Genomic DNA, 12,857 nt, shown 5'->3' on the forward strand with positions numbered 1-12,857 from the left:
GCCCACCGGCTCGGGTTCTGCCGACGCTCAGCCCGCCGGTCCGCCCTCGGCCGGCGCTGACTGACAGCAAGGCCCCAGCAGCCCGTGCCTCTCCGGGGCCTTCACAGCGTCACCGAGTGACGGCCTGGAGCTCCCGCTCCTGCTCCTCGGCCCGCTCATCGTAGACCGAGCGGGCGTCGGAGATCTCCTGCTGGTGCTCCTCCGTCCAGATCACCAGCGACCTGATCACTTCGTGCAGCGAGACGCCGAGCGCGGTCAGCTCGTACTCCACCCGGGGCGGCACCACCGGATAGACCGTCCGTCTCACCAGCCCGTCCCGCTCGAGCTGCCGCAGCGTGACCGTCAGCATCCGCTGGCTCACGCCGTCCACGGCCCGGCGCAGCTCGGTGAACCGCATCGTGCGCCGCTCCAGCAGCGCGATCACCAGCAGCGACCACTTGTCGGCGACGCGGTCGAGGATGTGCCGCACGTCGCAGTCCGCTCGCACGTCCCACTGCCTGGCCTCGTCGTCCTCGGTTCCCGTGCAGTAACCCGGTGCCTTTGAAGTGCCGTCTTCCATGGCCCCCCATGGTGACGCAAGACTCCTTTGTTACCAAAGAGAACCACGTATAAGGGAGCAACCAGGATGACCGCCACGGTCACGTCCTTCGCCGAGATCGAGAGCGAGTTCAACGCGTTCGTCGGCACCACCGTGTACGCCACCATGGTCACCGTCGACGCGCGGAACCGCCCCCGCACCCGCATCCTCATCCCCGTCTGGGAGAGCGTGGACGGCCGCCCGCGCGGCTGGCTGGCCACCTACGCAACGCCCGTCAAGGCCGCCCACCTGGCCCGCAACCCGCACACCTCCTTCTCGTACTGGAAGCCGGGCAACAACTCGGTCGCCATCGAGGCCGAGGCCACCTAGGCCGAGGAGCCGGCCGTCAAGCGGCACGTCTGGGACCTCTACCGCGCCACCAGCCCGCGCGGGGCCGGCTACGACCTCGGCAACTTCTGGCGGTCGCCGGACGACCCCAAGCTCCACGTCCTGCGCCTGGACCCCTGGCGCATCCAGGTGATCCGCGGGACGGACCTGCGCAGCCGCATCTGGACCCCGCGCCCGGAATGACGTCAGTGCAGGTCCAGAGCGACCTCCAGGCGCAGGTACGCATCGACCCAGGCCTGCTCGGCCGCCTCCTCCGAGCCATCCGCCCGCGCCGCCGCGAACGCCGTGACGGACTGCGCGGCCCGGCGCGCGAAGGTGGGCTGCCGCATCAGGACTCGACGCCCGTGGCCGCGGCCGTGGGTCCCAGGTGCGAGCGACCATGACGGGACGCCGAGTGGCATGCCGGGAACATCGGCGGCCCCGCGGTGGTTACATATGTCGTGACCGGTGTGCCCAGTGTCCCCGGGCCTCACCTTTCGCCTTCGCGGACTACCGTCCGGCTGGAGCCGCGTTGTGCCTTTCGCCGAGAGGCGACACGCACACCGGTACGCACACGTCGAAGGCCCTGCCGTCCCGTCGGACGGCAGGGCCTTCGCCATGTCCGGGCCGGTCGTCCCGCTCGTCGCCCGCGATCCGGGCGGCTGCCGTTCAGGAAGCCGAAGGGACTCCCAGCAGCGGCAGCCACACCTCGTCCACGATCTCGACGATCGCCTCGTCCGGCACCGGGCGCATCGTCATGAACAGGTCGTGCCGCAGCAGGTCCAGCGGCAGGTTCACCACGCGGGGCGGGCGCGGCACGTCGGGCAGCTCGCCGCGTTCGACCGCGCGGGCCACGATCGTCCCGAAGGCGGTCGGGTGGCCCGGCGGCAGGAGGGTGTCGCGGAGCTCGCCTAGGCTCGTGCCGGTGTCCTGGAAGTAGTCCACGAGCTGCACACTCATCAGCGTGATCATGCCCGCGCGGTCGGCGTCGGCGTTGCGCAGAAAGCCGATCGCGTCGTCGCGGAGGCTGCCGGTGTCGGGCACCGCGATCGGGCGCCAGTACCTGGTGAGCGTGGCCAGCAGCAGGTCGTCGCGGTGAGGCCAGCGGCGGTAGAGCACGGGACGGCTCGTGCCGGCGCGGGCGGCGACCGCCTCGTAGGTGAAGCCGTGGTATCCGTGCTCGAGCAGGACGTCCCAGGCGGCGTCGAGGAGCGCGTCCTCCAGCTTGGCACCGCGCCGGCGAGACGCGCCACCGTCGCTGGGCGAGGCGGCGTCGTTGAGCGAGGCAGGGTCGCTGGACGGGGCCGGGTCGCTGGACGGGGCCGGGTCGCTGGACGGGGCCGGGTCGCTGGACGGGGCCGGGTCGCTGGACGGGGCCGGGTCGCTGGGGCGGGCGGCGTCGGTGGACGGGGTGGCGGTGTTGGCACGGCGTTCCGCCGCCTGCGCGCCGGTCGCCCCCCGCTCACCCGCGTTCCGCTCGTGCTCGCGACTCACTCGCGTACCTTATCGCGGCCTTTCGCGGCGACCCCGGCCCCACCGCGAGGCGGCCCGGCGCCGGTGTGTGACCATGTTCACCGAGCACCTGAGCCGGTCGCCCGGCCTCGGACCGGCCTGAGGCCCAGCGCGTCCGGCACCCCCCGGAGAGAACATGCCGCACGTCCCCCGCGATCCGCTTCAGAGAGCTCCCCGGCGGGTCGCCCTGATCGTGGCCGTGGCGTGGTTCATGCAGAACCTCGACACCACGATCATCAACACCTCGCTCCCCCAGATGGCGCAGACGTTCAGCGTGGACGCCGTCAGCGTGAACATCGGCATCACCGCCTACGTCGTCGCGGGCGCGGCCTTCATCCCGCTCGGCGGCTGGCTGTCGGACCGGTACGGCGCCAAGCGGGTGTTCGCGACCGCGATCGTGGTGTTCGGCCTGGCCTCCGTCGGCTGCGCGGCCTGTACGGAACTGTGGCAGTTCGTCCTCGCCCGCGTCGTCCAAGGCGTCGGCGGCGCCCTGATGATGCCGGTCGGCCGCATCATCGTGCTCAGGAACGCCGGCAAGGAGGACCTGCTGCGGGCCACGGCGCTGATCACCTGGCCGGCCCTGATCGCGCCGGTCATCGCCCCGGTCGTCGGCGGAGCCCTGACCACCTGGTACGGCTGGCAGTGGATCTTCCTGCTCAACGCGCCGCTCGCCCTGATCGGCACCGCGCTGGTGCTGGCCTATGTCCCCGGCCTGCGCGAGCCCGATCCCAGACCGCTGGACCGCACCGGAACGGTCCTGATCATCACGGCGCTGAGCCTGACGATCTACGGCCTGTCGGAGCTGGCGCAGCCGTCGGCGGTGGGCCTGGATCTCGCCCTGCTCGCCGTCGGCTCGCTGGTGGGCGTGGCCGCCGTCCGGTGGTTCCGCCGGGCCGCCCATCCGCTGATCGACCTGGCGCCGCTGCGGGTGCCCACGTTCGCGGCCTCCACCCTGCACGCCGGGAACCTCATCCGGCTGGCGATCAGCGCGACCCCGTTCCTGCTCCCGCTCATGCTGCAGGAGGCGTGGCGGCTGACGCCGCTGGAGGCCGGCCAGATCGTGCTGGTGTACTTCCTGGGCAACCTGGTCGTCAAGACGATCACCACGCCGCTGCTGCGGCGGCTCGGGTTCCGTACGGTGCTGATCGGCAACGGCGTGGCGGTGGCGCTGTCGATCGGGGCGCTCGGGCTGCTGGATGCCCGTACGGGGTTCGCCGTGGTCGCCGTGGTGGCCTTCGCCGCCGGGGTGACCCGGTCGATCGAGTTCACCGGTATCAACACGCTGTCGTTCGCGGACATCGGCCCCGCCGACCGGGCCTCGGCCTCGACGTTCTTCAGCATGATGCAGCAGATCTCCATGGCCCTGGGCGTGGCCGCCGCCGCGATCGCCCTGCAGGTCGCGCACGGCCCGGCCGCGACCCCGCTCACCCAGGGCGACTTCGCCCTCGCGTTCGCGCTGTCCGGCGCGGTCGCGCTGGCCGGCGCCCTGTTGATGGTGCGGCTGCGTCCCGACGCGGGGCACGAGGTGACCGGGCACCGGCCGCGGAAGAAGGGCGAGGTCCCCTCCCGGACCTGAGCGGAGCTCGCCGATATCCTCGCGGTGGCACATCACCAGGAGGTAGCGACAGTGCGCATCGGCATCGTGGGGGTCGGCGAGATCGGCCGGGCGATCGTGACCGGGCTGTGCGAGGGGGACGACGGGGCGCCCGAGGTGTTCCTCTCCCCCCGCGGGGCTCGCACGGCCGCGGAGCTGTCCGAGCGCTACGAGAGCGTCCAGGTGTGCGCGGACAACCAGGACGTGGTGGCCCGCTCCGAGGTGATGATCATCGCCGTACGCCCCCAGGACCGGCACGAGGCGCTGACCGGCCTGCGGGTGGACGACGACAAGACCGTCGTCAACGTGATGGGCGGCGTCGCCAACGAAGACCTGCGCCGCACGCTGGCCACCGGCGCACCGCTGGTACGGGCCATCCCCCTGCCCGCCATCCGCGAGCGCCGCTCCGTCACGGTGACCTGCCCGTCGCATCCCGTGGTGGACGCGCTCTTCGAGCCGCTGGGCGGTGTCCTCCCGGTCGCCGACGAGGCCGCCTTCAACGTCTTCTCGGCGCTGACCGCGACGCTGACCTCCCACTACTGGTACCTCGCCACCCTGACGTCCTGGGCCACCGGGCACGGCATGGCCGCCGAGGCGGCGGACCGCTACGTCCGCGGCCTGTTCCAGGGCGTCGGCAGGAGCCTGAGCGACGAGTCCCGCTCCCTGGACCGGCTCGCGGCCGACCACGAGACCCCGAACGGGCTCAACCAGCGCATCCGCACCACCTGGTTCGACCAGGCCAACTCCGACGCCCTCCGCGCGGCTCTCGACGCTCTTCTCGCCGACCTGCGGTGATCACAGCCCACCACGGAACCAACCCGCCCCAAGCTCCTCGCCGGTCCGGGGCGATCCTGGCTCAGGCCGGCTCCGTGCCCCAGATGCCGCGCAGAGGACGCAGGGCCTCCTCGACGTAGTCGGCGATGGGGCGGTTACCGCCGTCGAGGTACCACTGCTCGAGGGCGGCGAAGTAGCCGAACGCCGAACTGAACGCGGGGATGCGCGAATATCGGGTGTCCATATCCTAATACGCATGGTGATCCACCCCCTTAGCCGACGTTCCGCCCTGCTGGGCGCCGCCGCCGCGGCCGGCCTCGCCCTGTGGGACAGGCCGGCCGAGGCGTCCGGGACCACCCTCGGGGGCGGAGCGGCCAGGGTGGCGGCGACCAGCGGAGCGACCGGAGGAGCGGCCGGCGCCGCCGCGTTCGACGCCGCGCGGGAGCGGTGGGTGGGCTTGCTGGCCGGCGGCGAGTACAACACCGCCTACGCCGACAAGACGCAGGCAGTCGAGGGCTCGGCCAACGCGGTGCTGCGCAAGCTGCGCTTCTCCTCCGGCCGCCGCCCCAGCCTCTGGCCCGACCTGCCGCTCGACGACCCCCGTACGGGCAACTTCAACCGCGCCTACAACCGCATGCGCACGCTGGCGCTGGGCTGGGCGACGCCGGGCACCGCCATGCACGGGGACGATCAGGTCGCCGAGACCGCGGTCAGGGCGCTGGACTTCCTGTACGAGCACGCCTACCACGAGAGCCTCGACCCGCGCGGCAGCAACTGGTACTGGTGGGAGATCGGCGTCCCCCGCTCGCTGACCGACACCTGCGCCCTGCTGTACGACGGCCTGCCTGAGGACCGCCTCAAGCGCTGGCTGCGCCCGTTACGCCGCTGGTGCCCCGACCCGGAGCGCCGCGTCAGCCATCCCGGCGTGGTCGAGACCGGCGCCAACCGCGCGGGCAAGGCCATGGCGGTGGCCATGCGCGGGCTGCTCACGCACGACGCCCGCCTGGTCAGGCGGGCCAGGGACGCGGTCTCCGACCTGCTGCGGCCGACCAGGGGCCCGGGCGACGGCTTCTACCGTGACGGCTCCTTCATCCAGCACGACGTGTACCCCTACACCGGCGCCTACGGCGTGGACTACCTGGAGAGCGTGGCCAAGCTGATCGTCATGCTCGCGCGGTCACCGTGGGAGATCTCCGGCATCGAGAAGGTCTACGACATCGTGGATCGCTCCTTCGTGCCGTTCGTCTTCGACGGGCTGATGATGGACTGCGTGCGCGGCCGGTCCATCTCGCGCCAGGGCCACCGCGACTACCACTCGGGGCAGAAGACGGTCGAGGCCATCCTCACCTTGCTGGACGCGGCGCCCGAGCGCCATGCCCGGCGCTGGCGTCCGCTGGTGAAGGGGTGGCTCACCCGCAACCAGGCCATCCCGTACGACACGATCGCCCCGCTGTCGAGCATCGCGAAGGCGAAGGCGCTGCTGGACGACCCGTCGGTCCCGGTCGGCCCGCGCACGACGGGCACGTACGTCTTCGCCGACATGGACCGGGTCGTGCACCGCCGCCCCGGCTGGGCCTTCGCGATCGCGATGAGCTCGCGGCGCATCGGCGCGGCCGAGGCCATGAACCGGGAGAACCTGCACGGCTGGCACACCGGCGACGGCATGACCTACCTCTACACCGGCGACCTCACCCACTGGAACGACGAGCTGTGGCCGACGATCGACCCGTACCGGCTGCCGGGCACGACGGTCGACACCCGCGAACGGGCCGATCTCCAGCACGGGCATCGCCGCCTGCCGCCCACCCCGTGGGCGGGCGGCGTGGCCCTGGACGGCGAGTACGGCGTGGCCGCCATGAAGCTGGTCGCCGGCGGCTCGTCCCTGCGGGCCAAGAAGGCGTGGTTCCTGCTCGACGACGTGGTGATCGCCCTCGGCGCCGGCATCTCCGCCTCCGACGGCCGCCGCGTCGAGACCATCGTGGAGAACCGCAACACCCACGACGGCCATCCGCCGCTGGCACGGGGCGACGGCTGGATCCACCTGCCCGGGGTGGCCGGCTACGCGCTGCTCGACGGCGACAGCGCCGGCGCCAAGGTGATCCGCGAGAAGCGCACCGGCCGCTGGCGGGACATCGACAAGGGCGCCACCACCGGCGGCGACAGGACCCCGGTCACCAGGCACTACACGACGATCGTCATCGACCACGGCGTCGATCCGCGCAAGGCGCGCTACGCCTACGCCGTGCTGCCCGGCGCCTGCGCCGCGCGGACCGCGGCCTACGGCCTGCAGCTCAGGATCCTCGCCAACTCCGGATCGGTGCAGGCCGTCTCCCGCGGCGACCTGCTGGCCGCCGTCTTCTGGCGTGCCGGGACCGTCGAGACCGCGCACGGGCCGCTCGCCGCCGACGGCCCGTGCACGCTGCTGGTCCGCCGCGACCACGAGGTGGTACGGCTCGCGGTCGCGGACCCGTCCAGGACCGCCGACGAGGTGAAGATCACGCTGCCCTGGCCGGTGAGATCGGTCAAGGAGGGCGACCGCGGCGTGCGCAGGGCCAAGCGCGCGATCAAGGTGGAGCTCGGCGGCAGCCGCGGGCACGCCCGCACCGCCGTGGTCCGGGTCTGAACCCCGCGACACCAACCGATCGTCGCGACGTCACCTGGCCGTGAACGCGAGGATCTCCCGCGCCACGGCCCCAGGGTTCTCCTCCGCGAGCCAGTGCCCCGACTCGGGGATCTCGACCGCGCGCGTGATGTTGCGCAGCAGCGGCGCCACGGTCGGCCGGGTGGCGGCGAGGGAGCCGGTGGCCGTGAGGAGCAGCGTGGGGGTGTCCACGCGGGCGGCCGCGACGTTGTCACGCTCGTCCTCGTCCAGGGTCCGGTAGAGCTCGAATCCCGCGCGCAGGACGTCCTGGCGGCTGTAGGTGCGGACGAACTCGTCGACTTCCGCGTCGGTGAAGGGGGACCGGGTCCTCGTGCCGCCGAACGCCGTTCCGCCGTAGGCGACCTGCGGGTAGAACGCCGTGAGGTACTCGCGCACGTCGCCCGGGTTGTCGACGAGTCGCTCGGGTACCGCCTGCTGGCTGTTGAAGGCCATGTGCCAGGAGAAGGTCCGGTACTGCGCGACGGGCAGCTTCGGCCCGGGGAGCGGGTAGTCCATGTGCACGTACGACCTCACCCGCTCGGGGAACTGGGAGACGTACTGGAACCCGACCCCGCCGCCGAGGTCGTGCGCGACCAGGTCGAAGCTGTCGAGCCCGATCCGGTCACGCAGCAGGCCGTGGACGTAACGGGCCAGGGTCTTCTTGTCGAAGCTCGCCGGGCTGCCCGCGCTGTCGCCGAGGCCGGGCAGATCGACGGCGTAGACGGTGTGACGCTCGGCCAGGGCCGGCATCACCTTCCGCCATTCGTACCAGGTCTGCGGCCAGCCGTGCAGCAGCACCAGCGCCGGGCCCCTGCCGCCCGTGACGTAATGCATGCGCACGCCGCGGACCTGCGCGAACCTGTGCTCGAACGTCGCGTTGAACGCCGCGTCGTGCTTGGTCGCCGCGTCGTACGACGTCGCCGGTCCGGCCGTCGAGGCCGAGGCCGCGGCGGGAGGCGCCCCGTCGGGCATGTTCCACCCGGCAGTGCTGCCCGCGGCGAGCGAGAGGGTCAGCGCCGCGGCTCCGAGGAGCAGGCGCCGCCGGCTTCGAGTCAGTGTCATGCCACCAGCTTGAGCTGCGGCCTTGCAGTTCCGCATACTTTTTTGCAGGATTGCAAAAGCTGTCCGCGCATGGATCGGAGTGAAGGTGTCAGCGGTGACGGAAGACGAAGCGGTCCTGCAGAACGTCGGCCCGAGGCTGCGGCACTTCCGCAAGGCTCTCGGCATCACCCTCGCCGACCTGGCGGAACGCACGGGGCTCACGCCGAGCACCCTCTCCCGGCTCGAACGCGGGCACATCCGCCCCACCCTCGAACAGCTCCTGCCGCTCGCCCGCGCCTACGCGGTGCCGATCGACGAGCTCGTCGCCGCCCCCGCCACCGGCGATCCGCGGGTTCACCTGCGGCCCTTCCACAAGCACGGGCTGACGTTCGTGCCGCTGGGCATCAAGACGGGCGGCGTGCAGGCGTACAAGGTGATCTATCCCCCCGTCTCGCAGCTCCCGCCGCCGAAGTTCCACAGGCACCCCGGCCGGGAGTGGTTCTACGTGCTGCGCGGGGCGGTCCAGCTCGTGCTCACCGACACCCGGACGGTGCTGACGGCGGGCGAGGCGGCGGAGTTCGACACCAACACCGCGCACTGGATCGGCAACGCCCGGGACGACATGCCGGCGGAGACCATCGCCATCTACGGACAGCAGGGCGAGCGGGTGCACATCACGGATGTCTGAGGTGCCGTGCCGGGTGCCGGTCAGGGCCAGCCGTACACCTTCCTGACGGCGGCGGCGATCTCGGTGACCAGGCTCGTGCTGCTGCCGTTGGCCAGGACGGCGAAACCCGCGCCGAGCTTCGGGTAGCCGGTGAACACGGACCTGAAGCCGTAGTTGGAGCCGTCGTGGCTGTAGGAGAAGCCGTCGGTGCCCGCGCCGGCGAGGAACAGGCCACGGCCCATGCCGGGCTGGGGGCCCTGGCTGAGCAGCGTACGGACCGAGGCCCTGGTGAGCGGGCCGGCGATGTCGCCGGAGGCGGTGTAGGCCCGGTTGACGTAGGACACCAGGCGGCACAGGTCGAGCACGTTGGTGTAGAGGCCGGCGGCGGCCGACTCGGGGTAGCGGTTGCGCCTGCCGGGGATCACCGCGCCGGTGGCGGTGTGGCCGGCGGCCAGCTCGAAGGCGGGGGCGAGGGCGTAGGAGCTGGTGGTCATGGCGAGCGGCGCGAACACCTCCTGCTGCATGTACCCGGCCAGCGTCATGCCGGTCTGCTGCTCCACCATCCGCTGCAGGAGCACGAACCCGGCTCCCGAGTAGTGGTACCCGGCGCCCGGCGCGGTGGTCAGCTCGATCTTCGGGGTGTTGCCCGCGCCGTTCATGACCTCCAGCAGCGTGGGGACGGTCGCGTCCGGGCCGTAGCCGGGGAAGCCGCCGCCGCCCGCGTCGAACCCGGTGCAGGCGCTCGCCGGGGTGGTGGAGCCGCGGCCGATCACGCCGGCGCGGTGGGTCAGCATCCGGTCGATCGTGGGCACCGCCGTGGAGGTCACGCAGGAACGGCGGGGCAGCGTCCAGCCGAGGTAGGGGCGGATGTCGGCGCCGAGCGCGATCTTGCGGGTCTGCAGCAGGCGCAGGACGCCGATCGCGGTGACGGCCTTGCTGATGGAGGCGGCCTGGAACGCGGTCTCGGGGTGGGCCGCCGCGGCGCCGCCTGCCTCCAGCAGGCCGTAACCGGTCGACCAGGCGATCTTGTTGCCGACGACCACCGCGACAGCGACCCCGGGCGTCCGGTAGGCGTTCATCCGCTGCCAGATCGTCGAGCCGCCGACCGCGTTCTCGACCTGGCGCACCTTGTCGGCGGGCAGCGCGGGGACCTTGCCGCGCGAGGCGAGCGCCCAGCCGCCGGCCGGCGAGAAGGCCACGTTGTGCACCTGCCAGCCGCCGGACGCCAGGGTGTTCATGCGGTCGAAGCAGGCGTCGGGGATGCCGCGGGCGTGGAACTCGTCCTGGGCCACGACCGTCCAGCCGCCGGCGCGGGGGAAGGCGACGCGGGTGATGCGGCGCCCGCCCTGCGTGAGGTTGCGCATCATCTGGTAGCACTCGTCGTCCACGCCCTTGGCGTGGTAGCCGGCGGAGGCGGTCACCACCCAGCGGTCGCCGCCGGCCGGCGGGAAGGCGACGTCGACGACCTGCTGCCCGGCCTGGTAGAACGCGTCGATGCGCAGCTTGCACGCCTCGGGGATGCCGCGCGCCGTCACGCCCCGGTCGGTGGTGATCACCCATCGGTCGCCACCCTCCGGCGGGAAGGCCACGCAGTGGATCTTCCTGCCGGAGGCGCTGAGCCTGCCGATCTCGGTGAAGCAGGCGTCGGGGATGCCGCGGGCGAAGTAGCGGCCGTCCTGGGTGACGACGACCCAGCCGCCGGAGGGAGTGAAGGCGAGCGCTGTGACACCGTACGCGGCCAGCTCGCCCAGCTTGGTGCGCGCCTCGTCGGGGATGCCGCCGTCGTAGTGGGGGTAGCTCGCGGCGTGGGCGGGGGCGACGTGTCCGGTCGCGGCACCGAGGCCGGCGGCGCCTGCCAGGGCCAGGAAACGTCGGCGGTCCATGTGGTCACTCCTCCTCGGGACGGGGCCCAACGATCTTAGACCTACACCGCCGGGCCGCCGTCGCCGGTCCGCCTCGCACCCCACCGCCCGCGAGGAGAGGGTCCTGACCAGGAGCGGTGGCCGCCGAGTGGGGTGTTTGCCGGATTCGCCGCCATCGGCGCCCGGAGAGCGTCCCGGACATGGACCGTTGAAGCGGATTCCTTGGTCAAGTCATGGATGACCGGCTGCCCGTTACGGAATCCTGGAGAAGGCGAGAACGCCGCAGCCCACCAGGCCGGCCGCGCCCGAAACGACGAACGAGTGCGATGGCGGATCCGTGGAACAGCTGGAATACCGAAAGCTCATCAAGGTGCTGGAGCAGGTGGCCGCGGCCCGGCGGGGGACGCTCTATCCGGTGCTGGCCGAGGCCCTGGCCGTCCACCTCGGGTGGGTCGACGCGTTCGTGGCCGAGAACCCCGCGTACCTGGCGCTGGGAAACGGCGGCGAGGAGCAGTACCTCACCACGTTCCGGCCCGACTTCGTGGAGGAGTACGTCGAGCGCTGGCGCTGGAACAATCCGTTCGCCTCGCGCGACGGGGTCTCCTGCCTGACCCGCCACGGCATGGCGACCCTCGGGCAGCTCCGCCTGCGGGCGACCGGCCCGGAGCGGGACTTCGCCGACACGTTCCTGCGCCGCAACGGCATCGACGACATGCTGAAGATCGTCGTCAGGTCGCGGGGCACGAGCGCGGTCAGCACGCTGGGGGTGCCGTTCGACGGCGCGCGACGGGCCATCGAGCCGGGCGACCGGCTGATGGCGGCCACGCTGGGCCCGCTGCTGAGCCCGTACTTCGACGCGGATCTCGCACCGGCCTCCCGGCGGGATGTCACTCCAGCTCGTTCGGCCGGTGGCGCAATCAGGAGCAATCACCGCGAAGAGTACTAAGGTGGAAGTTAGCCGGGATATCCGCTTGAGCCCGACGAGTTCGCCCACGCAGCCCCCTGCGAAGGGCAGTAGTCGCCGATTCAGTACGCAGGACGATGTCGCGCGGTGATCACACCGCCCGTTCCGTGGAACGCGTGGGATCTACCCGGGGACATCATGGCCGGCACCGACACCCGCTGATCGAGTACGGCTCCGCACCGAGCCCGTGCGCCCCGCTGCTCATCCGGCATTTCCGCTCCGCCAGGAGGCTTGAGATGTTCGAGAAGTTCACCGACCAAGCGAGGCGTGCCGTCGTGCTGGCGCAGGAGGAGGCCAGGACGCTCAACCACAATTTCATCGGCACGGAGCACCTTCTGCTCGGCCTGATCCATGAGGGCAAGGGGGTGGCCGCCCAGGCCCTGAAAAGCCTGGGGGTCAGCATCGACGGGGTCCGCCTGCAGATCGAGGAGATCATAGGGCAGGGCCGGCCGGCCGAGTCGGGGCACATCCCGTTCACCGCGCGGGCCAAGAGGGTCCTGGAGCTGTCGGTTCGTGAGGCTTTGCAGCTGGGGCACGACTACATCGGCACCGAGCACCTCCTGCTCGGGCTCATCCGCGAGGGTGAGGGCGTGGCCGCTCAGGTGCTGATGAAGCTCGAGGCCGATCCCCGGCGAGTGCGGAGCTGGGTCCTGCAGTCGCTCTCCGGGCGCGGGGACGGCCAGCAGGCCCCGCCCCTGGCCCTTGAGGAGCAGGTCCGGCCGACCGCCGTGGTGCTCGACCAGTTCGGCCGTAACCTGACCCAGGCAGCCCGCGAGGGCAAGCTGGATCCGGTGATCGGCCGGGAGAAGGAGATCGAGCGGGTCATGCAGGTCCTGTCCCGCAGGACCAAGAACAACCCCGTTCTCATCGGCGAGCCCGGCGTCGGCAAGACCGCCGT

The 12,857-nt window shown here is 71.8% G+C and carries 13 protein-coding genes; 7 read left to right on the plus strand and 6 right to left on the minus strand.

Annotated features, from left to right (window positions below; all coding sequences use genetic code 11):
* Nucleotides 1-109: 109 nt before the first annotated feature.
* Nucleotides 110-559, minus strand: coding sequence for a helix-turn-helix domain-containing protein (locus tag AB0I79_RS27495; RefSeq protein ID WP_357878224.1), 450 nt, complete (start codon nt 557-559; stop codon nt 110-112).
* Nucleotides 560-625: 66 nt separating this feature from the next.
* On the opposite strand from AB0I79_RS27495, the gene AB0I79_RS27500 reads away from it, so the two are divergent.
* On the plus strand, nt 626-907 hold the full coding sequence (locus AB0I79_RS27500; RefSeq protein ID WP_357878227.1) for a pyridoxamine 5'-phosphate oxidase family protein: 282 nt from the start codon (nt 626-628) through the stop codon (nt 905-907).
* 203 nt (nt 908-1,110) lie between these two features.
* Here the strand turns inward: AB0I79_RS27500 and AB0I79_RS27505 are convergent, their stop codons facing one another.
* Together AB0I79_RS27505 and AB0I79_RS27510 are read right to left on the minus strand one after the other, a co-directional pair.
* Nucleotides 1,111-1,254, minus strand: a complete 144-nt coding sequence (locus AB0I79_RS27505) for a hypothetical protein (protein WP_357878230.1) — start codon at nt 1,252-1,254, stop codon at nt 1,111-1,113.
* Nucleotides 1,255-1,573: 319 nt separating this feature from the next.
* Nucleotides 1,574-2,398, minus strand: a complete 825-nt coding sequence (locus AB0I79_RS27510) for a TetR/AcrR family transcriptional regulator C-terminal ligand-binding domain-containing protein (RefSeq protein WP_357878233.1) — start codon at nt 2,396-2,398, stop codon at nt 1,574-1,576.
* Nucleotides 2,399-2,552: 154 nt separating this feature from the next.
* Here AB0I79_RS27510 and AB0I79_RS27515 point away from each other — a divergent pair, with 154 nt between their 5' ends.
* Together AB0I79_RS27515 and AB0I79_RS27520 are read left to right on the plus strand one after the other, a co-directional pair.
* Complete coding sequence (locus AB0I79_RS27515) at nt 2,553-3,992, plus strand: MFS transporter (protein ID WP_357878236.1); 1,440 nt, start codon at nt 2,553-2,555, stop codon at nt 3,990-3,992.
* Nucleotides 3,993-4,043: 51 nt separating this feature from the next.
* A complete protein-coding gene (locus AB0I79_RS27520; RefSeq protein WP_357878239.1) occupies nt 4,044-4,805 on the plus strand; it encodes an NAD(P)-binding domain-containing protein in 762 nt (253 codons plus the stop codon).
* Nucleotides 4,806-4,866: 61 nt separating this feature from the next.
* Here AB0I79_RS27520 and AB0I79_RS27525 read toward each other — a convergent pair whose 3' ends face one another.
* Nucleotides 4,867-5,028: a hypothetical protein gene (locus AB0I79_RS27525; protein WP_357878242.1), complete on the minus strand. Its 162-nt coding sequence runs from the start codon at nt 5,026-5,028 to the stop codon at nt 4,867-4,869.
* A 12-nt stretch (nt 5,029-5,040) separates the two neighbouring features.
* Between AB0I79_RS27525 and AB0I79_RS27530 the strand changes: the two genes are divergently transcribed.
* Nucleotides 5,041-7,407, plus strand: coding sequence for a polysaccharide lyase 8 family protein (locus AB0I79_RS27530; protein WP_357878245.1), 2,367 nt, complete (start codon nt 5,041-5,043; stop codon nt 7,405-7,407).
* Nucleotides 7,408-7,437: 30 nt separating this feature from the next.
* Here AB0I79_RS27530 and AB0I79_RS27535 read toward each other — a convergent pair whose 3' ends face one another.
* Entirely contained in the window at nt 7,438-8,487 is a 1,050-nt protein-coding gene (locus tag AB0I79_RS27535; protein ID WP_357878248.1) for an alpha/beta fold hydrolase, read from the minus strand.
* A gap of 94 nt (nt 8,488-8,581) precedes the next feature.
* On the opposite strand from AB0I79_RS27535, the gene AB0I79_RS27540 reads away from it, so the two are divergent.
* On the plus strand, nt 8,582-9,154 hold the full coding sequence (locus AB0I79_RS27540; RefSeq protein WP_357878251.1) for a helix-turn-helix transcriptional regulator: 573 nt from the start codon (nt 8,582-8,584) through the stop codon (nt 9,152-9,154).
* 20 nt (nt 9,155-9,174) lie between these two features.
* Here the strand turns inward: AB0I79_RS27540 and AB0I79_RS27545 are convergent, their stop codons facing one another.
* Nucleotides 9,175-11,016, minus strand: a complete 1,842-nt coding sequence (locus tag AB0I79_RS27545) for a serine hydrolase domain-containing protein (RefSeq protein ID WP_357878254.1) — start codon at nt 11,014-11,016, stop codon at nt 9,175-9,177.
* Between the two features lie 316 nt (nt 11,017-11,332).
* On the opposite strand from AB0I79_RS27545, the gene AB0I79_RS27550 reads away from it, so the two are divergent.
* Nucleotides 11,333-11,941 carry a hypothetical protein gene (locus AB0I79_RS27550; protein ID WP_357878257.1) on the plus strand — a complete coding sequence of 203 codons (609 nt, stop codon included), beginning with the start codon at nt 11,333-11,335 and terminating at the stop codon, nt 11,939-11,941.
* A 254-nt stretch (nt 11,942-12,195) separates the two neighbouring features.
* The coding region (locus AB0I79_RS27555; RefSeq protein WP_357878259.1) for a Clp protease N-terminal domain-containing protein at nt 12,196-12,857 on the plus strand (662 nt) is incomplete at its 3' end.

Origin of the sequence: Nonomuraea sp. NPDC050202, from assembly GCF_040656115.1 — a bacterium.
In the GTDB taxonomy this organism is placed as follows: Bacteria; Actinomycetota; Actinomycetes; order Streptosporangiales; family Streptosporangiaceae; genus Nonomuraea.